Here is a 22895-nt window from a genome sequence, read left to right as displayed (position 1 = left end):
CGTGCTCGGAGGTGGGCGCGCGGGATCGTGGTGGTCCGCGGAGCACCACGATGACCTGTCGGAGCCTCCGAACGGGCAGAGCGTGTACAGGTGGGTATGGGGTGTCGCGCCGGTGCGCCGGCGCACCGGGGTCGGTGGAGGTCGCGGCGTTCGGAGGCTCCCACCGTGCTCGGAGGCGGGCGCGCGGGATCGTGGTGGTCCGCGGAGCACCACGACGACCCGTCGGAGCCTCCGACGGGGTTCAGGTGGGGTGGGGGTGGGGCGGGTCAGTGCCAGAGGGTGGGGAGGGGGACGGCGCGGGCGGCCAGGAGGTGGCGGAGGAGGGGGAGGCTCAGGCCGACGACCCCGTGGTGGTCGCCCTCGATGCGCTCGACGAACGGGCCGCCGAGGCCGTCGATGGTGAAGGCGCCCGCGACGTGGAGCGGCTCGCCGGTGGCGACGTAGGCGGCGATCTCCGCGTCCGTCACGTCCGCGAAGTGGACGACGGTGGTGGACGTCCCGCCCGACTCCGCCTCCGGCTCGGCCTCCGCCGAGGCGCCCGCGGCAGCGCTCTGCCGCGCGTCCACGAGCCAGTGCCCGGTGTGCAGCAGCCCGGCGCGCCCGCGCATCGCGCGCCACCGGGCGGTGGCCTCGGCGGCGTCGGCGGGCTTGCCGAGCACCTCGCCGTCCAGCTCCAGCATGGAGTCGCACCCCAGCACGAGCGCCCCGGGGTGGGCCGGCGCGACGTCACGGGCCTTCGCGCGCGCGAGCAGCAGCACGGCCTCGGCCGGCGCGACGGGGCCGGCCGAGGCCAGCACGGCGGGCTCGTCGACGGCGGACACGGCCACTGCCGGCTCGATGCCGGCGGCGCGGAGCGTCGCGAGCCGGGCGGGGGAGGCGGAGGCCAGCACGAGGGTGGTCACCGGGCGAGCGTACGGCGGGGCCGGGGACGTACGTCCTCCCGTGCGCAGCGACGGCGTGCCGATGATGTCCGGGGAACTCCCAGGAGGGGATGCGACGATGACAGGCGTGACCGAGGACAGCGACCTGGCCACGCGCCCCGTGGGCGCCGCCGCCGACCCGATCGACCTGCTCGACCGCGACCCCGTGGACGACGACCCCGACTCCCCGGAGCGCGTCGCGTGGCGCCGCCGGACCGCGATCGAGATGGTCGTGTCGGGCGTCATCGGGCTGTTCACGTCGTTCGTGCTGTCGATCGAGGCGTGGCGGCTCGCCGCCGACCCGAGCGCGACGTTTAGCTGTGACATCAGCTCCGTGATCTCCTGCGGCACGGTGGCGCGGACCTGGCAGGCGCAGCTGCTGGGCTTCCCGAACGCGTTCCTCGGCATCGCGTTCGAGTCCGTGGTGATCGCGATCTCCGTGGCCGGCATCGCCGGGGTGCGGTTCCCGCGGTGGTACATGCTCGGCACGCAGGCGCTGTACACGGTGGCCCTGGTGTTCGCGTGGTGGCTGTTCCTGCAGTCGTACTTCGTCATCAAGGCGCTGTGCCCCTGGTGCCTGCTCATCACCGTGACGACGACGCTGGTGTGGGCCGGCCTGACCCGGTGGAACGTCCGCGACGGGCACCTGCGGCTGCCGGGCCGCGCCGGGCCGTGGGCGCGCCGGTTCGTGGCGACCGGGACCGACTGGTACGTGACGGCCGCCGTGATCGTGCTGTTCGTCGCGGCGATCCTGCTCCGGTACGGCCCCACGCTGCTGGCGGCCTGAACCCCGTCCGCTCGACGCACGAGGCCCCCCGGACCACCGGGTCCGGGGGGCCTCGCGACGTCCCGGCGCCGTGCCGGGGCGCGCCGCCCGTCAGGCGAGCGCGTCCCGCAGCACGTCCAGCGGCAGCGCGCCCATGCCGAGCGCCCGGGCGTGGAACGCGCGCAGGTCGAACTCCTCGCCGCGCGCCTCCGCGGCGGCGCGGCTGCCGTCGCGGACCTGCTCCCAGATGCGCTGCCCGATCTTGTAGGCGGGCGCCTGCCCCGGCCAGCCGAGGTACCGGTTGAGCTCGAACCGCACGAACTGCTCGGGCATGTTGACGTTGGCGCGCAGGAACTCCCACGCCTTGTCGGCGTCCCACGTGCCGCCGCCCCAGCGCTCCGGCGCGGGCAGGCCCAGGTGGACGCCGAGGTCCAGCACGACGCGGGCGGCCCGCATCCGCTGGCCGTCGAGCATGCCGAGCCGGTCGCCCGGGTCGTCGAGGAACCCGAGGTCGGCCATGAGGCGCTCGGCGTACAGCGCCCAGCCCTCGCCGTGCCCCGACACCCAGCACGCGAGCCGGCGCCACGAGTTCAGCGTCGCGCGCTGGTAGACGGCCTGGCCGATCTGCAGGTGGTGTCCGGGGACGCCCTCGTGGTAGACGGTCGTCTTCTCGCGCCACGTGTTGAACGTCGTGACCTCCGGCGGCACGGACCACCACATGCGGCCGGGCCGGCTGAAGTCGTCGGACGGGCCGGTGTAGTAGATGCCGCCGTTCTGCGTCGGGGCGATGCGGCACTCGAGCGTGCGGATCGGCCCGGGGATGGCGAAGTGCACGCCGTCGAGGGCCGCGACCGCCGCGTCGGAGGTCTCCTGCATCCAGCGCTGCAGGGCCTCGGTGCCCTCGAGCCGGCGGGACGGGTCGGCGTCGAGAGCGGCGACGGCCTGCTCGACGGTGGCACCCGGGCCGGCGATCTGCGCGGCGACGGCCTCCTGCTCGGCGACGACGCGGTCGAGCTCCTCGAGCCCCCACCGGTACGTCTCGTCGAGGTCGACCGCAGCACCGAGGAAGTACCGGGACCACAGGGCGTAGCGCTCGCGGCCGGCGGCGTCCGCCTCCGGCGCCTGCGGGGCGAGCTCGTCGCGCAGGAAGGCGGCGAGCTCGGCGTACGTGCGGCGGGCCGCCTCGGCACCGCGCTCCAGGTCCTCGCGCAGCGCGTCACCCCCGGCGGCGACGGCCTCGCGGGCCTCGGGGCCCGCCACGAAGGTGGTGAAGAACGACGTCGACGGGTCGGCGAGCTCCTCGGCCTGCGCGAGCGCCTCGCGCACCTGGCGGACGGCGGGCACGCGGCCGCGCGAGGCGGCGAGCCGCAGCGACTCCACGTAGCCGGCGCCGGCGGTCGGCAGCCCGGAGAGCCGCTGCGCGATCGTGGACCAGGCGTCGGGGCCGTCGGTCGCCATGAGGTCGAGCACGTCGCGCATGCCCTGCACCGGCGAGGCGATGACGTTGAGGTCGGCGAGCAGCTCGCCCGCGTCGTGCAGCTCGAGCTCCAGGCCGAGGCGCTCCCGCATGGCGGCGAGCGTGATGCGGTCGACCTCGTCGACCGGCTGCTCGGCGTCGAGCGCGCGCAGCGTGGCCCGGGTGGCCTCCGCGCGGGCCTCGTGGCCGGCGGGGGACAGGTCCGTGACCTCGTGGTCGTGGCCCGTGATGCCGAGGGCGGTGGCCTCGAAGGGGTTGAGGGCGGCGGTCGTGTCGACGTACGCGTCGGCGATCGCGTCGATCGGGGTGGCGGCACGCTCCGGTGCGCGGCTGTCGGGGGTGGGTGCAGTGCTCACCCGGCCGACCCTACCCGCGGGCCGGGGCGCGGATCACCGGGATTGCCGGCGTCAGCGCAGGCTGTGCCGCCACGCGTCGGGGCCGGGGCGCCAGGCCGCGCCGCCGCCCGGGACGGTGCGGGCCCGGTCCGCCCACCCGGCGCGCGGCGTGGTGCCCGGCCAGTCGGACGCCCCGTCCTCGCCGCCGCCCGCAGCGGCCACCAGCCCGGCGACGAGCGCCGCGAGCTCCACGTCGTCGGGCGTGCCGCGCACCACCTGGACGTGCGCCGGCCCGGACGCCCCGGACCCGTCGGCCGTCACCGGTCGTCCTCGTCGTCGTCCGGGTCGTCGTCGAACGCGACCGGCGCCCCGCGCGACGCGCCCCAGCCCTCGACCGTGAAGCCGCTCTCCAGCAGGCGCTCGACGATCTCGGCCCCGCCGTTGTCGACGATGCCGAGCACGGCGTCGATCGTCTGGTCGCTCGGGTGCGGCGGCACGCTGACGACGAACCCGAGGTGGAACTCGTCGGTGTCCTCGTCGGTGCCGGCCTCGGCCTCCGGCGCGGCCTCGTCCTCCCACGTCATGCCCGTGAGCTCGGAGTGCATGCCCAGGCTCTCGTGCAGCAGGTCGTACAGCCGCGCGTTGAGCCCGGAGACGCGCGCCTCGAGCGCGAGCACCCGCGGGTCCTCGTCGGCCTCCGAGGCGCCGAACTCCGCGCGGACGCCCGCGGCGGTGTCGACGTAGTCGTGCAGCGCCGCGGTCAGGGCGTCGACGGCGGCGTGCATGGCGCCGGTGTCGACGCCGGGCAGCGGCTCGGGCCCGTGCGCGCCGCCCGCGTGGTCGTGCGCGTCGTGGCCGTGGTCGTGCCCGTCGCCGTCGTGGCCGCCGGGGAGCAGGGGGTCGCCGGTCACAGCGGGATGTTCCCGTGCTTCTTGGGGGGCAGCGCCGCGCGCTTGGTGCGCAGCACGCGCAGCGCGCGGACGATCTGCGACCGGGTCTCGGCGGGCGCGATGACCGCGTCCACGTAGCCGCGGTCCGCGGCGTCCCACGGGTTCACGATGGCCTCCTCGTACTCGCGCGTGAGCCGGGCGCGCTCGGCCTCGACGTCCCCGCCGGCCTGGGCGACCTGCTGCAGGGCGCCGCGCTGCAGGATGTTCACCGCACCGCCGGCACCCATGACCGCGATCTGCGCCGTGGGCCACGCCAGGTTCACGTCGGCGCCGAGCTGCTTCGACCCCATGACGATGTAGGCGCCACCGTACGCCTTGCGGGTGATGACGGTGACGAGCGGGACGGTCGCCTCGGCGTAGGCGTAGATGAGCTTCGCGCCGCGCCGGATGATGCCGTTCCACTCCTGGTCGGTGCCCGGCAGGAAGCCCGGGACGTCGACGAACGTCAGCACCGGGATGCTGAACGCGTCGCAGGTCCGCACGAACCGCGCGGCCTTCTCGGCGGCGTCGATGTCGAGCGTCCCGGCCATGGTCAGCGGCTGGTTCGCGACGACCCCGACGGCGTGGCCCTCGACGCGGCCGAAGCCGATGAGCACGTTGCGCGCGAACAGCGGCTGCACCTCGAGCAGCTCCCCGTCGTCCAGGACGTGCTCGACGACGGTGCGCATGTCGTACGGCTGGTTGTCGGAGTCCGGCACCAGGGTGTCGAGCTCGAGGTCCTCGTCCGTGACCTCGAGCTCCGCCTCGTGCGGGTAGGCCGGCGGGTCGGTGAGGTTGTTCTGCGGCAGGTACGACAGCAGCGACCGCACGTAGTCCAGCGCGTCCTCCTCGTCGGAGGCCAGGTAGTGCGCGACGCCGGAGCGGGTGTTGTGCGTCGTGGCGCCGCCGAGCTCCTCGAAGCCGACGTCCTCGCCGGTCACGGCGCGGATGACGTCCGGGCCCGTGATGAACATGTTCGAGGTGCCGTCCGCCATGACGATGAAGTCGGTGAGCGCGGGGGAGTACACCGCACCGCCGGCCGACGGGCCGAGGATGAGGCTGATCTGCGGGACCACGCCCGAGGCGGCGACGTTGCGGCGGAAGATCTCGGCGAACTGCGTGAGGCCGGCGACGCCCTCCTGGATGCGCGCGCCCCCGCCGTCGCTGATGCCGACCAGCGGCATGCCGGTGCGCAGCGCCAGGTCCATCACCTTGGTGATCTTCTGGCCGTGCACCTCGCCGAGGCTGCCGCCGAACACCGTGAAGTCCTGCGAGTAGACGGCGACCGGGCGGCCGTCGACGGTGCCGTGGCCGACGACGACGCCGTCACCGGGGACGCGCTTGCGGTCCAGGCCGAAGTTGGTGGAGCGGTGCCGGACGAACGCGTCGAGCTCGGTGAACGAGCCCGGGTCGAGGAGCGCCTCGATGCGCTCGCGGGCGGTGCGCTTGCCGCGGGCGTGCTGCTTCTCGGCGGCGGCCTGCTCGGGCTCCGTGACGGCGCGGCGGTAGCGGTCCGCGAGGTCGGCGACCTTCGCGGCCGTGCCGGCCGGGGGCGTGGGTGCGTGCGACGCGGGGGTGTCAGTCACCCGAGGAAGGCTAGTGCGCGCGGGCGTCGGCGGGGGTGGGCGACGACCACGGAGCTCGGCGCGCCGCGTGGTGCGGATGCGACAACGGGGAGCGTCCTGGGCGGGTGAGGTCGTCACGTCGGTCCGAGGTCGTCAGGCCGGCGTGACGACCTCGGGCGCAGATGACGACCTCGCGGGGCACGGGACGGAGCGGGCGGGCGCGGGCGTGGGAGCGGCGCGGTGCGGGGCGCGAGGATGGGGGTGTGGACGACTCACGCGGGCCCCTGCGGGTGGACGAGGTGGCGGCGCTGGCGGGCCCGGGCGGGCCGCTGCGGCGGTGCGAGGTCGTGGCGACGGCGGCCTCGACGAGCACCGAGCTGCTCGCGCGCCTGGCGGCCGACGCCGCGTGGGCGGACGGCGGCCTGCTGGTCGCCGAGCACCAGCGCGCCGGGCGCGGGCGGGGCGGCCACACCTGGACCACGCCGGCCGGCACGGCGGTGACGATGTCGCTGGCGGTCCGTCCGGGGGTGCCGCGCGCGTCGTGGGGGTGGCTGCCGCTGCTGGCGGGGCTGGGCGTCGTGCGCGGGCTGTCCGTGGCCACGGGCCTGACGGCGGCGCTGAAGTGGCCGAACGACGTGCTGCTGCCCGCGCCGGCCGGCGCCGAGGAGCTGCCCGGCTGGGGGCTGGACCGCAAGGCGGTCGGGATCCTCGCGGAGGCGACGCCGGCGGGGGACGCGGTGGTGCTCGGCATCGGGGTCAACGTCGCGCAGACGGCCGCCGAGCTGCCGGTGCCGAGCGCCACGTCGCTGCGGCTGTCGGGCGCGCCCTCCGCGGACCGCGCGGCCGTGCTGGTCGCCGTGGTCCGCGAGGTGTGCGCGGTCCTCGCGCGCTGGCGGCGGGCGGGCGGGGACGTCGGGGCGGCCGGGCTCGACGCCGAGGTCGCGCGGGTGTGCCGGACGCTGGGCTCGGAGGTGGGGGCGACGCTGCCCGACGGGTCGCAGGCGCGGGGCACGGCGGTGCGGATCGACCCCGACGGCGCCCTCGTGCTGCGGGGCGCGGACGGCGCCGAGCGGCGGCTGCTCGCCGGTGACGTGCGTCACGTCCGGCCCACCCGCGGGCACCTGCCGTGAACTAGGGTCGCTGGTGTGACGGACCGGACGGGCAGCGCGCGCCAGGACGACGAGGCGCGTCCCGTCGCCCCGGAGAGCGCCGGCGTCCCCACTCCGGCCGCCGGCACCCCGGGGCCCGACGACGCCCCCGTGTCCGCCGGTGCCCGCCTCGACGCGGCGCTGCTCGGCGGCCCCCGCACCCTGAGCATGCGGGACCTGGCGGAGCGCGCCGGCGTGGACGTCGAGCTGGTGCGGCTGTACTGGCGGACGCTCGGCCTGCCGCACCCGGACGCGGACGACGCCGCGTTCACGGTGCGGGACGCCGAGGCCCTGGGCAGCGCGGCGGCCCTGCTGCGCGAGGAGCTCGTGTCGGGCCGCACGATGATCTCGCTGACGCGCGCGCTCGGGCACACGAGCGACCGGCTCGCGCTGTGGCAGGTCGAGGCGCTGGTGGAGGACGTCGCGACCCGCCGGGGGCTCGACGACCCGGCCGCGCGGCGGGCGGTGCTGGACGAGCTGCCGGTGCTGGCCCCGGTGCTGGAGGCGCAGCTCCTGCACTCCTACCGCCGGCACCTGGCGTCGATCGCGTCGCGGTACGCGGTGGAGTTCGCGGCCGGGCAGGACCGCGACGGCGACCCGGCGGCGCTGCCGCTCGCCCGGGCGGTGGGGTTCGCCGACATGGTGTCGTTCACGCGCCGGACGGCCGGGCTGGGCTCGACGGACCTGTCGGACTTCGTGCAGCGGTTCGAGACCATCGCCCGGGACGTCGTGACGCAGGGCGGTGGCCGCGTCGTCAAGACCATCGGGGACGCGGTGCTGTTCGTGGCGGACGACGTGCGGACCGGCGCGCGCGTCGCCCTGGAGCTCGCGCGGGTGCTCGGCGGGGAGCTCGACGTCGAGCGGGAGAAGGCGGCCGGCGGGCTCGCCGAGGGCGCGCGGGGCGTGACCCCGGTGCGGGTCGGCGTGGTGTGGGGCCGGGTGCTGTCCCGGTTCGGCGACGTGTTCGGCCCGTCGGTGAACGTCGCCGCCCGCCTGACGGACGTCGCGGACCCGAGCACGGTGCTCACCGACCCGGCGACCGCGCGGCTGCTCGTCGACGTGCCGGGCCTCGTGCTGGAGCCGCTGCCGGAGCGGGAGCTCGAGGGCATCGGCGCCCTGGCACCGGTGCGGGTCCGCACCGCCTGACGCCCGTCCGCCCGGGACGGCGCCGGCGCGCCGCTGACCGCGAGGGCGCGGATCGAATCGATTCGCGCGCGGCCTCGCCGCGTGCGACGATCAGGGGACATGAGCACCGGCGAGCCACCCGCACCGCGCCCCGCACCGGCACCCGTGCCCGCCTCGTCGGGCGCCGCCGGGGACGCCGCCGCACCCGTGTTCCGGCCGAGCGCCAAGTACGTGCTCCTGCTCGGGGTGATGACCGCGCTGCCGGCCGTCACCACCGACATCTACCTGCCGTCGCTGCCCGACGTGGCCCGCGACCTGGGGACCAGCGCGGCGGCCGCCCAGCTCACGATGACGTCGATGCTCATCGGCGGGGCCGTCGGCCAGCTGGTGATCGGCCCGCTGTCGGACCGGTTCGGCCGGCGCCGGCCGGTGCTCGTCGGCGTGGCGCTGCACGTCGTGACGTCGCTGCTGTGCGCGATCGCCCCGGCGATCGTCCCGCTGATCGCGCTGCGCACCCTGCAGGGGTTCTTCAACGCGTCGGCGTCGGTGGTCGCGATGGCGGTGATCCGCGACCGGTTCGTCGGGCCGGACGCGTCCCGGCTGCTGTCACGCCTGATGCTGGTCATCGGGGTCGCCCCGCTGTTCGCGCCGAGCGTCGGCGGGCTGATCGCCGGCGAGTTCGGGTGGCGCGGCGTGTTCGTCGCGCTGGCCGTGTACGGCGCGGTGCTGTGGGTGGTCGTGCTGCGGCGCCTGCCCGAGACGCTGCCGGCCGAGCGGAGGCTGGCGTCCACCGGGGGTGCGTGGCGCGGCTACCTGGTGCTCGCGCGGGACCGGCACTTCGTGGCGCTCGCGGTGCTGCCCGGGCTCGGGCAGGCGGTGCTGATGAGCTACGTGGTCGGGTCGCCGTTCGTGCTGCGCGAGGGGTTCGGGCTGAGCGCCGGGCAGTTCGCGCTGGTGTTCGCCGTCAACGGCGTCGGCCTGGTCGGCGGCGCGCAGGTGAACGCCGCGCTGGTCCGCCGGTACGCGCCGATCCAGATCATCCGCGCGGTGCTGCCCGTCTCGCTGACGCTCACCGGTGTGCTGCTGGTGCTCGCGCTGACGGGCGCAGGCGGGCTGCCGGCGCTGCTGGTGGCGCTGTTCCTCATCATGTCGCTGGTGAACTTCACGCCGCCGAACGCCTCCGCGATCGCGCTGTCCCGGCACGGCGAGCGCGCGGGGACGGCCGCGGCGTTCATCGGGTCGCTGCAGGCGGGCGTCGCCGGTGCGGTGAGCCCGCTGGTCGGCGTGCTCGGGGAGGACACCGTGGCGATGGCGAGCGTGATGACGGGCGCGGCGGCCGGTGCGCTGCTGGTGCTCGCGCTCGCGACCCCGGCCTACCGCCGCGGCGGGTGGACCGCGGCGCACTGAGCGCCCGGGCGGGCGGCGGTCAGGCGCCGAGCCGCGCCAGCCGCCGCACGGCCTCCTCCAGCACCGCCTCCTGCTTGACGAACGTGAACCGCACCGCGGTGCGCAGCGCCTCGTCCGCGGCCGACCCGGGCCGGGTGAACGCGCTGACGGGCACCCCGACCACGCCCGCGAGGTCGGGGAGCGCGCGGCACAGCCCCGCCGCGTCGCGGATCCCCGACCCGGCGAGCGGCCCGGCCAGCAGCGCGGCGGCGTCGGCGACCACGAAGTACGTGCCCTGCGGCCGGGCGACTGCGAACCCGGCCCCGGTCAGCCCGGCGGCGAGCAGGTCCCGGCGCGCGGCCAGGGACGCCGCGAGCCCGCGGACCCAGCCGGCGTCGGGGCCGTCGGTGGTCTCGAGCGCCAGCGCGTGCGCCACGGCGGGCTGGAACGGCGCACCGGACACGTACGTGAGGAACTGCTTGACCGCCCGCACCGCGTCCACCAGCGGCGCCGGCCCCGTGACCCAGCCGATCTTCCAGCCGGTGAACGAGAACGTCTTGCCCGCCGACGAGACGGTCAGCGTGCGGCCGGCGGCGCCGGGCAGCGTCGCGAACGGGACGTGCCGGGCGTCGTCGTACGTGAGGTGCTCGTACACCTCGTCGGTCACGACGAGGCAGTCGTGGCGCTCGGCGACCTCGGCGACCACCGCGAGCTCGGCGGGCGTGAGGACGGCGCCCGTCGGGTTGTGCGGCGTGTTGAGCAGGATCACGCGCGTCCGGTCGGTGACGGCGGCGCGCAGCGCGTCGGCGTCCAGCCGGAACCCGTCGGGGCCGGCCACGAGCGGCGCGGTGGTGTGGCGGGCGCCGGCCAGCGCGATGACCGCGGCGTAGGAGTCGTAGAACGGCTCGAGCGTGAGCACCTCGTCGCCCGGCTCGGTGAGCGCGAGCAGCGTCGCGGCGACCGCCTCGGTGGCGCCGGTGGTGACGAGCACCTCGGTGTCCGGGTCGACGTCCACGCCGTAGTGCCGCCGCTGGTGGTCGGCCACGGCGCGCCGCAGCTCCGGGGTGCCCGGCCCGGGCGGGTACTGGTTGACCCCCGCGGCGATGGCGTCCGCCGCGGCACGCTTCACCGACTCCGGGCCGTCGACGTCGGGGAACCCCTGGCCCAGGTTGAGCGCACCGGTGCTCGCGGCCAGCGCGGACATCTCCGCGAAGATCGTCGGCCTCGGGACGCCGTCCGCGCCGAGCAGCCCCGCCGCCCGGGCGGTCGCCCGCCAGCGCCCGGCGGGAGGCGCGGGGTGCCCGGGACGGGGTGCGGGGTCGTGCGGGTGCGGGGTCATCGCGGTCCTGTCGGCTCGGGGACGGCAGGAGGGTAGACCGCGGCGGGGCGGGGGCGCCGGGACGACCGCCGGGCGGGACGGTGCGTCCGTGCGCGCCGGCCGCCTCAGAGCCAGCCGGACGCCGCCGCGAGCCCGCCGAGCACGAGCAGCAGCAGGGACGCCCACGCGCACGCGACCCACCACGGCACGTGGTGCCGGGTCCGGGTGCGCGGGTGGTGCGTGCTCATACCGGGGACATCGGCACGGTGGCGCGTGGCTGAAGGGGTCGAGGGTCCTTCGCCCGGGTGAGTCGGGCGCGCCGGCCGGCGGCGCCCCTCGCCCGCGGGGGTCGTCGCCCCCGCGGGCCTCAGCCCTGCTCGGTCTGCTCCACCTGGCGGCTCAGCTCCTCGACCTGCTGCGCGAGCCGGTCCAGGGCGTCCGCGGTCGCGTCGTCCACCTGCGTGGACGCCCCGTCGAGGGCGCTGCGCGCGGAGTCGAGGGCGGACCGGGCGGAGTCGAGCTGCTCCTGCGTGGCGGCGGAGCCCTGCTCGCGGGCGTCGGCGAGCGCGGTCGTGGCGTCGTCCACGGCGGTGCTCGCCTGGTCGACGGCGTCCTGCGCGGCGGCGCGGGCGCCGGCGTCGAGCTCGGACAGCCGGGTGCGGGCGTCGTCGACGGCGGAGCGGGCGGACTCGACGCGCTCGCGGGCGGCGTCGGCGAGCTCGCCGATCCGGCCGGCGGCGTCGCGCGCGGAGTCGACGGCGGACTGCGCCTGCGAGGCGACGTCCTGCGCCTCGGAGCACGCGCCGAGCAGGAGGGCGCCCAGCACGAGCGGGGCGGCCAGGGCGGCGCGGTGGCGGCGGGTGGTCATGAGGGCCTCCTCGTCGGGGACCGGTCATTGTGCCAGGCGCGCCTGGCCCCCGGCTGGGAGCCGCGGCGCCGGGACCGCCCGGACGCAGAGGAGCGCCCCGCCCGCGGACGATCGCGGGCGGGGCGCTCGGCGAGCAGCCTGACCGTGGGTCAGGAGGAGGCGACCGTGGCGCTCTCCTCGGCCGGGGCCCCCGCCCCGGCGGGCGCGTCACTCGTCGCACCCTGCTGCTCGCGGCGGCCACGCACCTCGGCGACGGAGGTGCCGTAGTAGGCCGCAGTCATGATGTCCTTCATGTCCGCCCGCATCGGCATGCGGGGGTTCGCCGGCGCGCACTGGTCCTCGTACGCGCCCATCGCGACCTCGTCGAGCCGGGACAGGAAGTCCTGCTCGTCGACGCCCTGCGCCTGGAAGGACGACGGGATGCCGACCTTCGCGCGCAGCGCCTCGATGGCCAGGGCGTAGGACTCCACGCCCTGCTCCGGGGTCTCGGCCGGCAGGCCCAGCATCTGGGCGATCTGCTGGAACCGCTCCGGGGCGACGTAGTGCTCGTACTTCGGCCAGCTCGTGAGCTTGGTCGGGATCTGGCCGTTGTACCGGATGACGTGCGGCAGCAGCGTGGCGTTCGTCCGGCCGTGGACCAGGTGGAACGTCGAGCCGATGACGTGCGCCATCGCGTGCACGATGCCGAGGAACGCGTTGCCGAACGCCATGCCGGCGATGGTGCCCGCGTTGTGCATCTTCTCGCGGGCGGCCTTGGTGGCCGGGTCGGCCGGGTCGCCGTTCACGGACTGCGCGAGGTTGTCGAAGATCAGGCGGATCGCCTGCAGCGCCATGCCGTCGGTGAAGTCGTTGGCGTACACCGCGACGAACGCCTCGGTGGCGTGGGTCAGGGCGTCGAAGCCGGAGTCGGCGGCCAGCGAGCGCGGCATCTTCGAGGTGAGGACGGGGTCGATGATCGCGACCGTCGGGGTGAGCGCGTAGTCCGCCAGCGGGTACTTCTTGCCCGCGTCGGGGTCGGAGATGACCGCGAACGGCGTGACCTCCGCGCCGGTGCCCGAGGTGGTCGGGATGCAGACCAGCTTGGCCAGGTCGCCGAGCACCGGGAACTTGAAGGCGCGCTTGCGGACGTCGAAGAACTTCTGCTTGAGGTCGGAGAACACGATCTCCGGGTGCTCGTACAGCAGCCACATGACCTTGGCCGCGTCCATCGGCGAGCCGCCGCCGAGCGCGATGATCGTGTCGGGGCGGAAGTGCCGCATCTGCGCCGCGCCGGCCTGGACCGTCTTGACGCTGGGCTCCGGCTCCACCTGGTCGATGATCTGGACCGACACGTGGTTGCCGCGGCGGTTCAGGACGTCCAGGACGCGGTCGACGAACCCGAGGGTGGTCATCGTGGCGTCGGTGACGATGGTGACGCGCTCGACGTCGGCCATGTCGGTCAGGTAGCGGATGGCGTTCGGCTCGAAGTACGTCTTGGCCGGGACCTTGAACCACTGCAAGTTGTTGTTCCTCCGACCCACGCGCTTGACGTTGACGAGGTTGATCGCCGACACGTTGTTCGACACCGAGTTGTGGCCGTAGGAGCCGCAGCCGAGGGTGAGCGACGGGATGAAGGCGTTGTAGATGTCGCCGATGCCGCCGAGCGACGAGGGGGCGTTCGCGATGACGCGGATCGCCTTGACGCGGTTGCCGTACTCCTCGGTGAGCGCCTCGTCCTGGGTGTGGATCGCGGCGGAGTGGCCGAGGCCGTCGAACTCGACCATCTGCTCGGCGAGCTGGATGCCCTGCTCGGTGGAGGTGGCGCGCAGCACGGCGAGCACGGGGCAGAGCTTCTCGCGCGTCAGCGGCTCGTTCGGGCCGACGGAGCCGACCTCGGCGAGGATGATCGACGTCTCGGCGGGGACGGAGAAGCCGGCCTGCTCGGCGATCCACTGCGGGGACTTGCCGACGACGGTCGGGTTCAGCTTGGCGTCGGCGCAGTTCTTGCCCTTGGCCTCGACCCCGAAGATGAACTTCTCGAGGAGCGCCTTCTCCTTCTTGGTGGCGCGGTAGGCGTGCAGGACCGCGAACTCCGCGAGGGCGGCGTCGTAGATCTCGTCGTCCAGGATGACGGCCTGCTCGGAGGCGCAGATCATGCCGTTGTCGAACGACTTGGACAGCACCACGTCGTTGACGGCCCGCTTGAGCTTGGCGGTCTTCTCGATGTAGGCCGGGACGTTGCCCGCGCCGACGCCGAGGGCCGGCTTGCCGCAGGAGTACGCGGCGCGGACCATCGCGTTGCCGCCGGTCGCCAGGATGGTGGAGACGCCGGGGTGGTTCATCAGCAGGCCGGTGGCCTCCATCGAGGGGGTCTCGACCCACTGGATGCAGTTCTCGGGGGCGCCGGCGGCGATCGCCGCGTCCCGCACGACCCGCGCCGCGGCGACGGAGGACCTCTGGGCGTTCGGGTGGAACGCGAAGATGATCGGGTTGCGGGTCTTCAGCGCGATGAGCGACTTGAAGATCGCGGTGGACGTCGGGTTGGTCACCGGGGTCATCGCGCAGATGACGCCGACGGGCTCGGCGATCTCGGTGATGCCGTTGATCTCGTCGCGGCTGATGACGCCGACGGTCTTGAGCGACGCCATCGAGTTGGTGACGTGCTCGCAGGCGAAGATGTTCTTGACGGCCTTGTCCTCGAAGACGCCGCGGCCGGTCTCCTCGACCGCCAGCTCGGCGAGCTGGCCGTGCTGGTCGAGCGCGGCGACGGCGGCCTTCTTGACCAGCCGGTCGACGTCCTCCTGCGTGAAGCGGGCGTACTCCGCCAGCGCCTTGGTGGCGCCGGCGACCAGCTGGTCGATGGCGGCCGCGGTGTCGGTGCTCGTCGTGATGGTCACGGGGTTCTCCCGGGTGGTCCGATGAGGTGGGGGTGTAAGGGCTCCGTCGACCTCACGTGGACGACGATATCGAGAAAGAATTCACAAAGTCTGGGACCGGAGTCCCGGGGACCTAGGTCCGGCAGGTCCGCCACCCGCTCCGTGCTCACCCGGCGAGCCCGTGACCTGCGACGACGCGGCGCCGTGCGGCACGACGAGGCCCGCCGCCCCGGGGATCCGGGACGACGGGCCTGGTGGTCGGCGCGTGCGCGGGGCGTCGTGCGGCGCCCCGCGCGGCGGCTCAGTCGTGCGGCAGCGGCGGCGGCGTGACGACCGTCGGGTGGTCCGGCACGGTCGCCGTCATGAGCGTGCCGTCGGCGCGGCGCGTGCCCTCGATGTCGCGCACCGTCGGCGTGCCGATGAGGCGCGGCGCCGGGTCGAGGTGCACCACCACGGGGTCGCCCGCCGTGACCTTCACGTGCTCGCCGCGCACGACGAGGTCCGCGGTGTCGCCGTCCTCGACGGTCAGCCGCAGCTCGGTGTGCCGGACGTCGACGCGCACCCGGGTGCCGCGCAGCGTGATCCGGAACGTCAGCCCGTCCCAGACCTCCGGCAGCCGCGGGTCGAGCGACACGACGCCCTCGTGGTCGCGCATGCCGCCGAACCCGCACGCCAGCGCGCTCCACACGCCGCCGAGCGAGGCCACGTGCACGCCGTCGGACGTGTTGTGGTGCAGGTCCGCCAGGTCCACGTACAGCGCCGACGTGAAGTACCGCAGCGCGAGCTCCTGGTAGCCGACCTCGGAGGCCACGATCGACTGCACGACGGCCGACAGCGTGGAGTCGCCGGTGGTCAGCGGGTCGTAGTAGTCGAAGTCCGCCAGCTTCTCCTCCGGCGTGAACTGGTCGCCCTGCAGGAACAGGGCCAGCACCACGTCGGCCTGCTTGAGCACCTGGAACCGGTAGATCACCAGCGGGTGGTAGTAGAGCAGCAGCGGGCGCTTGGCCGGGTCGGTGTTCGCCAGGTCCCACAGCTCCTTCTCGAGGAACTGCGAGTCCTGCGGGTGGATGCCCAGGCGCTCGTCGAACGGGATGTGCATGCGCTCCGCGGCGTGCGCCCACTCGTCCAGCTCGTCCTGCGTGAGGCGCAGCCGGGCGGCCATCGCGGCGTGCTCCGCCGGGTGCTCGTGCGCGAGCCGCTCGACGGCCTCGACCGCCCCGCGCAGGTTCGCGCGGGCCATGACGTTGGTGAACAGGTTGTCGTTCACCACGGTCGTGTACTCGTCGGGCCCCGTGACGCCGTGGATGTGGAACGACGCGTCGCCGTTGGTCCCGCGCCAGAACCCGAGGTCCGCCCACATGCGCGCGGTCTCGACCAGGACGTCGACGGCCTCGCGCGCCAGGAACCCGTCGTCCCCGGTGGCGGCGACGTACTGCCGCACGGCGTGCGCGATGTCCGCGTCGATGTGGTACTGCGCGGTGCCCGCCGCGTAGTACGCCGACGCCTCCTCGCCGTTGATGGTGCGCCACGGGAACAGCGCGCCGTTCTGGTTGAGCTCGGCGGCCCGGCGGCGCGCCGCGTCCAGCATCGTGTAGCGGAACCGCAGCGCGTTGCGGGCCACGCGCGGGGAGGTGTAGCTGAGGAACGGCAGGACGTAGATCTCGGTGTCCCAGAAGTAGTGCCCGCTGTACCCCGAGCCGGTCAGGCCCTTCGCCGCGATGCCGCTGCCCTCGGCGCGCGCGGTGGCCTGCGCGAGCTGGAACAGGTTCCAGCGGATGGCCTGCTGCAGCTCGGGCTGGCCCGGCACCTCGACGTCCGAGCGCGCCCAGAACGCGTCGAGCCACGCGCGCTGGTCGGCGAACGCCTGCTCGACGCCGGCCTTGGCGGCGCGGTCCAGGGTGCGGCGGCACCGGTCCGCCAGCTCGCGCGCCGGCACGCCGCGCGACGAGTGGTACGTGACGACCTTGGTGATGCGGACGGTCTGGCCCCGCTTCGCGTCGACGCGGTAGACGTGCTTGGCCAGGTCCTCCTCGACGAGCGAGAGCTCCTCGACCTCGTTCTCCGTCTCGATGCTGTGGTCGGCCGCCACCGCGAGGGTCATGCCGGACGCCGCCGTGCGGTACGACAGCACGTAGCGGCCGTCGGACCCCCAGTGCGACCGCGGCTCCAGCACCCGCTCGCTGAGCGTCTCGGACTTGCGCGGGTCGAAGCCCTCGCCCATCGCGGCCGCGCGGACGTGGTACTCGTCCTGCCCGTCCTGCCGGTTGAGGATCTGGCTGCTCACCACCACGGGCGCGTCGGCGTCGAGCATCGTGAGCTCGTACGTCATGACGGCCAGGTGCCGCTCGGCGAACGACACCATGCGCCGGCTGCGCACCTGCACGCGCTTGCCCGACGGCGTCTGCCAGACCAGGTCCCGGTAGAGGACGCCGTCGCGGAAGTCGAGGGTCCGCTCGTACTCGTGCAGGTCGGCGACGGTGAGCAGCAGCGGCTCGTCGTCGACGTACAGGCGCAGGATCTTCGCGTCCGGCACGTTGACGATCGTCTGGCCGACCCGGGCGAAGCCGTACGCCTCCTCGGCGTGCCGGATCGGCCACGTCTCGTGGAAGCCGTTGATGAAGGTGCCGTGGCTGTGGCTGTCGCGGCCCTCCTCGACGTTCCCGCGCATGCCGAGGTAGCCGTTGCCCACCGCGAACAGGGTCTCGGTGCGGCCGAGGTCACGGGCGTCGTGCCGCGTCTCGCGCAGCCGCCACTCGTCCTTCGGGAACCGGTGCCGGTCGAGGGGGTCGGGGGTGAACAGGGAGGTGGGGTTCACGGCAGGGTGCTCTCGGGGTCGTCGGACGTGGTGACGAGCTCCGCGAGGTCGTCCACCACCAGGTCAGCCCCCTGCTCCAGCAGGACCGCGGCGCCCGCGCCCCGGTCCACGCCCACGACGAGCCCGAAGTCCCCGGCACGGCCGGAGGCGACGCCGGACTCGGCGTCCTCGACGACGACCGCGCGCTCGCGCGGCACGCCGAGCTGGTCCGCGGCGTACAGGTACGTCGCCGGTGCGGGCTTGCCCGCCAGGCCGCGCTCGGCCGCAACCAGCCCGTCCACCACGAGGGGGAACCGGTCGGTGAGGCCCGCCGCGGCCAGCACGGGCACCGCGTTGCGGCTGCTCGACACCACGGCGACGGCCCGGCCGTCCGCGATCAGCGCGTCCACGAGCCGCACCGAGCCGGGGTAGGGCGTCACGCCCTCCGACTCCAGCACCTGCGTGAACACGGCGTTCTTCCGGTTGCCGAGGCCGCAGACAGTCGCGGCGTCGGGGGAGTCGGCCGGGTCCCCCCACGGCAGCTCGATCCCGCGGGACGCCAGCAGCGACCGGACGCCCTCGTAGCGCGGCTTGCCGTCGATGTGCGCGAAGTAGTCGGCGTCGGTGTACGGCGCCGCGCCGCGCTCCTCCAGCAGCGGGGCGAACAGCCGCTCCCACGCGTGCATGTGCACGACGGCGGTCGGCGTCAGGACGCCGTCGAGGTCGAACAGGACGGCGTCGAGGCCGTCGAGGACCGCGGAGGGGCGGTCGGGGGCGGGTGCCACGGGCGGGTGCTCCAGGGTGCTCGGGGGTTCAGCGGGGGGCGGGGGTGACGGGGTCTGCGGGGGTCCTGCGGACGACGGGGACCGCGGGGACGGACCAGGCGCTGGACGCGCGGGCGACGAGCTCCGGGGCGACCGGGCCGGCCGGGGCCGGCGGGTGCCCGAGGTCGACGCCGAGCCGGTCCAGCACCTGCTCGACGAGGATCTGCGCCACCAGTGTGAGGGGTTGCCGGACGCTCGTCAGCCCGGGACGCGCGAGCGAGGCCAGGTCGGAGTCGTCGAAGCCCGTGACGGCCACGTCCCGGCCGGGGGTGGCGCCGGCGTCGGTCACCGCGTCCAGCACCCCGAGGGCCAGGACGTCGGAGGCGCACACGAACGCCGTCGGGGCCTCCCCGGGGCGGGCGAGCGACGCGGCGACCACCGCGGTGGCGGCGCCGGGGTCGTCGGCGGCCGCCGTCAGGTCCGGTCCGGGGTGCAGGCCGAGCCGGGCGGTCTCCGCGCGCCAGCCGGACCGCCGGGCGTCGCCGCCGGCGCCGTCCGCCGGCCAGCCGACGAACCCGACGCGGCGGTGGCCGCGGCCCGCCAGGTGCCGGACGGCGAGGGCCGTGCCGAGGGCGCCGTCGACGTCGACCCACGGGTGCGCCGCGTCGTCGTCGCCCCAGGGCCGCCCGTGCACCGCGAACGCCGCCCCCTGCCGGGCGAGCCAGGCGGGCCGGCGGTCACCGGGGTGGGTGTCCGCGACCACGACCGCGTCCACGTCGTGGCCCGCGAGCAGCTCGGCGTACGCGGCGATCTCGGCGTCGTCGTCGCCGTACGGGGCGTCGAAGGCCAGCAGCCGGTAGCCGTGCGGTCGCGCGGCGGCGACGAGCGCGTGCAGCAGCCGGTCGGGGTGGGCGGCCGTGCGGTGCGCGGTGGGCCCGACGCGGATGCCGATCAGCCCGGAGCGCCGCGAGGACAGCGCCCGCGCGGCCCGGTCCGGCACGTACCCGAGCAGGTCGACGGAGCGGCGGACGCGGGCCAGCGTGCCCGCGGACAGCCGGCCGGGGGCGTTGAGCGCGTTGGAGACCGTCTGCCGCGAGACGCCCGCGTGCTCCGCGACGGCGCGGATGGTGACGCGACCGGCCGGGTCCGCGTGCTGGCGCGGGGCGTCGGGCGTGTGCATGGGGTCCTCGGGGCGTCCGTGCGGCTGGTGCGGAGCGGGCGGAGGCGACGGAGCGCTTTGACCGGTCAAATCCTCCCGCCGCGCGCGCGACGCTGTCAAAGCGCCAGGACGACTCGGGCGAACCCGGCATCCCGCGCGCTGCCTGCGGGTTCGCGCGGCCGCGGCCGGCCTGCTGCCGCCGGCGCGGGTGTGACTAGGGTGACACCCATGACGTGGCTGACGACGCCCGCGCACGCCCGCTGGCTGGAGACCGAGACCGACCGCCTGCTCGCCTTCGGGAGGGCGTCCGTCGCGCCGTCCGGCGGGTTCCTGCGCCTGGACGACGTCGGGCGCCCGCTGCCCGGCCCGGTCGAGCTGTGGATCACCTGCCGGATGACGCACGTCTACGCCCTCGCGCACCTCATGGGACGGCCGGGGAACGCGGCGCTCGTCGACCACGGGCTCGCGGCGCTGGACGGCCTGTTCCGCGACGCCGAGCACGGCGGCTGGTACGCCGAGGTCGACGCCGACGGCACGCCCCGCGACACCGAGAAGGCGGCCTACCCGCACGCGTTCGTCGTGCTGGCCACGTCGTCGGCGGCCGCGGCCGGGCGTCCCGGCGCGGAGGCGCTGCTGCGCGAGGCCCTGGCGGTGTCCGAGCAGCGGTTCTGGGACGAGGAGGCCGGCATGGCCGTCGAGTCCTGGGACCGGACGTTCACGCACCTCGACGGGTACCGCGGCGTCAACGCCAACATGCACACCGTCGAGGCGTACCTGGCCGCGCACGGCGTGACCGGGCAGCGGGTGTGGCTCGACCGCGCCGTGCGGATCCTCACCCGCGTGGTGCACGGCTACGCGCGGGGCAACGAGTGGCGGATCCCCGAGCACTTCGACGCCCGCTGGGAGGCCGACCTGGAGTACAACGCCGACACCCCGGCCCACCCGTTCCGGCCGTACGGCGCGACGATCGGGCACTGGCTGGAGTGGGCGCGTCTCACCCTGCACGCCCGGGCCGCGCTCACCGCCGCCGGGGACGTGGCACCGACGTGGATGCTCGACGACGCGGTCGCGCTGTTCGACGCCGCCGTCCGCGAGGGCTGGTCGGTGGACGGCGCCCCCGGGTTCGTCTACACGGTCGACTGGTCCGGGAAGCCCGTCGTGCGGGAGCGGATGCACTGGGTGGCGGCCGAGGCCGTCGCGGCGGCCGCGGCGCTGCACGCGGCGACGGGCGACCAGCGGTTCGACGACTGGTACGTCACGTGGTGGGAGTACGTCGCCGAGCACCTGCTCGACCACGAGGGCGGCTCCTGGTGGCACGAGCTCGGCACCGACAACCGGGTGTCGCGCACGGTGTGGGAGGGCAAGGCCGACCTCTACCACGCGGTGCAGGCGACGCTGATCCCGCGGCTGCCGCTCGCGCCGGTCATCGCCCCGGCGTTGGCGCAGGGGCTGCTGGACTGAGGCCGCCGGCGTCGCGGCGCCGGACCTGGCGCGCGGCGCACCGGGCCGGACCTGGCGCGCGGTGCACCGGGCCGGACCTGGCGCGCGGTGCGCGGGGCGGGGTCCTAGAGTCACGCCGTGTCCCGGAGCCGGCGGTCCGTCCCGTGGTGGGTCGCCGTCGTGGTGGCGGCCCTCCTCGTGCTGACGGGGGCGCTCCCGCGCGCCGACGCCGGCGCCCTGGCCGAGCGCGTCGGGCCCGTCCTGCTGTTCGTCGCGGCGCTGACCGTGGTCGCGGAGCTGTGCGGCGCGGCGGGGCTGTTCGACGTCGCGACGGACGCGGCGTCGCGGTCGGCCGGCGGGCGGCGGTGGCTGCTCTGGCTGCTGCTCGTCGTCATCGCCGTGGCGTCCACGGTCCTGCTCTCGCTCGACACCACCGCGGTGCTGCTGACGCCGCTCGCCATCAGCCTGGCCCGCCGCACCGGCACGTCGCCGCTGCTGCTGGTGCTGACGGTCGTCGCGCTCGCGAACACCGCGTCGCTGCTGCTGCCCGTGTCCAACCTCACGAACCTGCTCGCCGACCACCGGTTCACGGACGCCGGGGTCGGCTACCTCGGGCTGATGTGGGCTCCCGCGCTCGCGGCCGTGCTGGTGACGGTGGCCGTGCTCGCCGTGCGTGGGCGGGCCGACCTGCGTGGACGGTTCGAGCCCGGGCCGCGCTACGTCCCGCCCGACCGGGCGCTGCTGCGCGTCACCGGCGCGACCACCGTCGTCATGGCCGCGGGCTTCGTCGCCGGGCTGCCGGTGTGGGCGGTCGCGCTCGCGGCCGCGGTCGTCCTGCTCGCGGCCTTCGCGGTGCGGCGCCGGGCGCTCCCGGTGCGCCCGACGCAGCTGGTGCCGTGGCGGATGCTGCTGGTGGTCGCCTCGCTGTTCGTGGTCGTCGAGACGCTGCACGTGCGCGGGCTCGGCGAGGCGCTGGTCGCCGCAGCGCCCGGGGGAGACGGCACGGGCGCCCTGCTGGGCGTCGCCGCGCTGTCGGCCGGCGCGGCGAACCTCGTGAACAACCTGCCGGCGTACCTGGTGCTCGAGCCCGTCGCCGCCGACAGCCCGCTGCGGCTCGCCGCCGTGCTGATCGGGACGGGCGTCGGCCCGCTGCTGACCCCGTGGGCGTCGCTCGCGACCGTGCTGTGGTGGCAGCGCTGCCGGCAGGCGCTCGTGCACGTGCCCGTGCGGGCGTTCGTCGTGCAGGGGCTGTGGCTGGCGCCGCTCGCGGTCGCGGGGGCGGTGCTCGCGCTCGCGGTGACGGCCTAGCGGGAGCCGCCGGGGCCGCCCGCGTCGTCGGCGCCCGGCGCGGCCCTGCGCCGGGTGGACCGGGCCCGCACGTGCATGCGCTCGCCCTGCGGGCCCCACAGGCTGAGGACCTCCGCCGGGCCGGGGCCGGGGTTGGTGAACCAGTGCGGCACCCGGGTGTCGAACTCCACGGCCTCGCCGGCGTCCACCAGCAGGTCGTGCTCGCCGAGCACCAGGCGCATGCGGCCGGACAGCACGTACATCCACTCGTAGCCCTCGTGGGTGCGCGGGTCCGGCGGGCCGGGGTGGAGGCCAGCCGGGAAGACCATCTTGTAGGCCTGCAGCCCGCCGGGGCGGCGGCTGAGCGGCACGTACGTCACGCCGTGGCGCTCGAACGGCGACAGGTGCACGCGCGGGTCGCCCGTCGCGGGCGCACCGACCAGCTCGTCGAGCGGCACCTGGTGCGCGCGGGCGAGCGGCAGCAGCAGCTCCAGCGTGGGGCGGCGCTGCCCGGACTCGAGCCGGGACAGCGTGCTGACGGAGATCCCGGTGCTGCGGGAGAGGTCCGCGAGCGTGCTGCCGCGCCGCTGCCGGAGGTCGCGCAGCCGCGGGCCGACGGCCTCGAGGACGGGCTCGAGGTCGTCCGGCGCCGGGTCGGCCGGGGTGTGCTGCCGCCGGGTGGCGGTGCGCTCGCCCTGCGGGTCGTGGGCACGGCGGGCGGTGCGGTCGGGCATGACCCCAGTTTGCCGATCCGGCAAC

19 protein-coding genes are annotated in these 22895 nt (G+C 75.4%); 6 read left to right on the top strand and 13 right to left on the bottom strand.

The window, feature by feature from the left end:
• Positions 1-266: 266 nt before the first annotated feature.
• Entirely contained in the window at positions 267-902 is a 636-nt protein-coding gene (locus tag AAHH18_RS12080; RefSeq protein ID WP_343301798.1) for a Maf family protein, read from the bottom strand.
• 97 nt (positions 903-999) lie between these two features.
• On the opposite strand from AAHH18_RS12080, the gene AAHH18_RS12075 reads away from it, so the two are divergent.
• Positions 1000-1707: a vitamin K epoxide reductase family protein gene (locus AAHH18_RS12075; RefSeq protein ID WP_459349126.1), complete on the top strand. Its 708-nt coding sequence runs from the start codon at positions 1000-1002 to the stop codon at positions 1705-1707.
• A gap of 90 nt (positions 1708-1797) precedes the next feature.
• On the opposite strand, the gene AAHH18_RS12070 is transcribed toward AAHH18_RS12075, so the two are convergent.
• The 4 genes from AAHH18_RS12070 to AAHH18_RS12055 are packed head-to-tail and all read right to left on the bottom strand — an operon-like array spanning position 1798 to position 6013.
• Entirely contained in the window at positions 1798-3519 is a 1722-nt protein-coding gene (locus AAHH18_RS12070) for a DUF885 domain-containing protein (protein ID WP_283321078.1), read from the bottom strand.
• Between the two features lie 51 nt (positions 3520-3570).
• The gene (locus AAHH18_RS12065) at positions 3571-3819 is read right to left on the bottom strand and encodes an acyl-CoA carboxylase epsilon subunit (RefSeq protein WP_343301797.1); all 249 of its coding nucleotides are present in this window, start codon (positions 3817-3819) and stop codon (positions 3571-3573) included.
• Complete coding sequence (locus AAHH18_RS12060) at positions 3816-4409, bottom strand: hypothetical protein (protein WP_283321076.1); 594 nt, start codon at positions 4407-4409, stop codon at positions 3816-3818. The genes AAHH18_RS12065 and AAHH18_RS12060 overlap by 4 nt, the downstream gene beginning before the upstream one ends.
• A complete protein-coding gene (locus AAHH18_RS12055; protein WP_283321075.1) occupies positions 4406-6013 on the bottom strand; it encodes an acyl-CoA carboxylase subunit beta in 1608 nt (535 codons plus the stop codon). The genes AAHH18_RS12060 and AAHH18_RS12055 overlap by 4 nt, the downstream gene beginning before the upstream one ends.
• A 242-nt stretch (positions 6014-6255) precedes the next feature.
• Between AAHH18_RS12055 and AAHH18_RS12050 the strand changes: the two genes are divergently transcribed.
• From AAHH18_RS12050 to AAHH18_RS12040, 3 genes are all read left to right on the top strand, one after another.
• The gene (locus AAHH18_RS12050) at positions 6256-7122 is read left to right on the top strand and encodes a biotin--[acetyl-CoA-carboxylase] ligase (RefSeq protein WP_343301796.1); all 867 of its coding nucleotides are present in this window, start codon (positions 6256-6258) and stop codon (positions 7120-7122) included.
• Between the two features lie 15 nt (positions 7123-7137).
• Complete coding sequence (locus AAHH18_RS12045) at positions 7138-8286, top strand: adenylate/guanylate cyclase domain-containing protein (protein ID WP_343301795.1); 1149 nt, start codon at positions 7138-7140, stop codon at positions 8284-8286.
• Between the two features lie 99 nt (positions 8287-8385).
• On the top strand, positions 8386-9672 hold the full coding sequence (locus AAHH18_RS12040) for a multidrug effflux MFS transporter (RefSeq protein WP_283321073.1): 1287 nt from the start codon (positions 8386-8388) through the stop codon (positions 9670-9672).
• Positions 9673-9691: 19 nt separating this feature from the next.
• Here AAHH18_RS12040 and AAHH18_RS12035 read toward each other — a convergent pair whose 3' ends face one another.
• The 7 genes from AAHH18_RS12035 to AAHH18_RS12005 all read right to left on the bottom strand — a co-directional run bounded on the left by AAHH18_RS12035 (position 9692) and on the right by AAHH18_RS12005 (position 19430).
• Positions 9692-10990, bottom strand: coding sequence for a pyridoxal phosphate-dependent aminotransferase (locus AAHH18_RS12035; RefSeq protein ID WP_343301794.1), 1299 nt, complete (start codon positions 10988-10990; stop codon positions 9692-9694).
• A 104-nt stretch (positions 10991-11094) separates the two neighbouring features.
• A complete protein-coding gene (locus AAHH18_RS12030) occupies positions 11095-11217 on the bottom strand; it encodes a molybdopterin oxidoreductase (protein WP_222171651.1) in 123 nt (40 codons plus the stop codon).
• Positions 11218-11336: 119 nt separating this feature from the next.
• Positions 11337-11837: a hypothetical protein gene (locus AAHH18_RS12025; RefSeq protein WP_343301793.1), complete on the bottom strand. Its 501-nt coding sequence runs from the start codon at positions 11835-11837 to the stop codon at positions 11337-11339.
• 149 nt (positions 11838-11986) lie between these two features.
• Positions 11987-14713: a bifunctional acetaldehyde-CoA/alcohol dehydrogenase gene (gene adhE / locus AAHH18_RS12020; protein ID WP_283321070.1), complete on the bottom strand. Its 2727-nt coding sequence runs from the start codon at positions 14711-14713 to the stop codon at positions 11987-11989.
• Positions 14714-14993: 280 nt separating this feature from the next.
• Positions 14994-17507 (bottom strand): glycoside hydrolase family 65 protein, encoded by a 2514-nt coding sequence (locus AAHH18_RS12015; RefSeq protein ID WP_283321069.1) that lies wholly within the window; start codon positions 17505-17507, stop codon positions 14994-14996.
• Positions 17504-18271 (bottom strand): HAD family hydrolase, encoded by a 768-nt coding sequence (locus tag AAHH18_RS12010; RefSeq protein WP_283321068.1) that lies wholly within the window; start codon positions 18269-18271, stop codon positions 17504-17506. Before AAHH18_RS12010 ends, AAHH18_RS12015 begins: the two co-directional genes overlap by 4 nt.
• 28 nt (positions 18272-18299) lie before the next feature.
• Complete coding sequence (locus AAHH18_RS12005; RefSeq protein WP_343301792.1) at positions 18300-19430, bottom strand: LacI family DNA-binding transcriptional regulator; 1131 nt, start codon at positions 19428-19430, stop codon at positions 18300-18302.
• A gap of 207 nt (positions 19431-19637) precedes the next feature.
• Here AAHH18_RS12005 and AAHH18_RS12000 point away from each other — a divergent pair, with 207 nt between their 5' ends.
• Both AAHH18_RS12000 and AAHH18_RS11995 read left to right on the top strand, forming a co-directional pair.
• Positions 19638-20870, top strand: coding sequence for an AGE family epimerase/isomerase (locus tag AAHH18_RS12000; protein WP_283321066.1), 1233 nt, complete (start codon positions 19638-19640; stop codon positions 20868-20870).
• 117 nt (positions 20871-20987) lie between these two features.
• Positions 20988-22157 carry an SLC13 family permease gene (locus AAHH18_RS11995; RefSeq protein WP_343301791.1) on the top strand — a complete coding sequence of 390 codons (1170 nt, stop codon included), beginning with the start codon at positions 20988-20990 and terminating at the stop codon, positions 22155-22157.
• On the opposite strand, the gene AAHH18_RS11990 is transcribed toward AAHH18_RS11995, so the two are convergent.
• The gene (locus AAHH18_RS11990) at positions 22154-22870 is read right to left on the bottom strand and encodes a helix-turn-helix domain-containing protein (protein WP_283321064.1); all 717 of its coding nucleotides are present in this window, start codon (positions 22868-22870) and stop codon (positions 22154-22156) included. The two genes, AAHH18_RS11995 and AAHH18_RS11990, sit on opposite strands and share 4 nt — an antisense overlap.
• Positions 22871-22895: the final 25 nt, after the last annotated feature.

Origin of the sequence: Cellulomonas olei (genome assembly GCF_039548315.1) — a bacterium.
Taxonomy (GTDB): Bacteria; Actinomycetota; Actinomycetes; order Actinomycetales; family Cellulomonadaceae; genus Cellulomonas.
The sequence above is the reverse complement of the archived record's forward strand: the minus strand, read 5'-3'. Positions and strand labels throughout refer to the sequence as shown.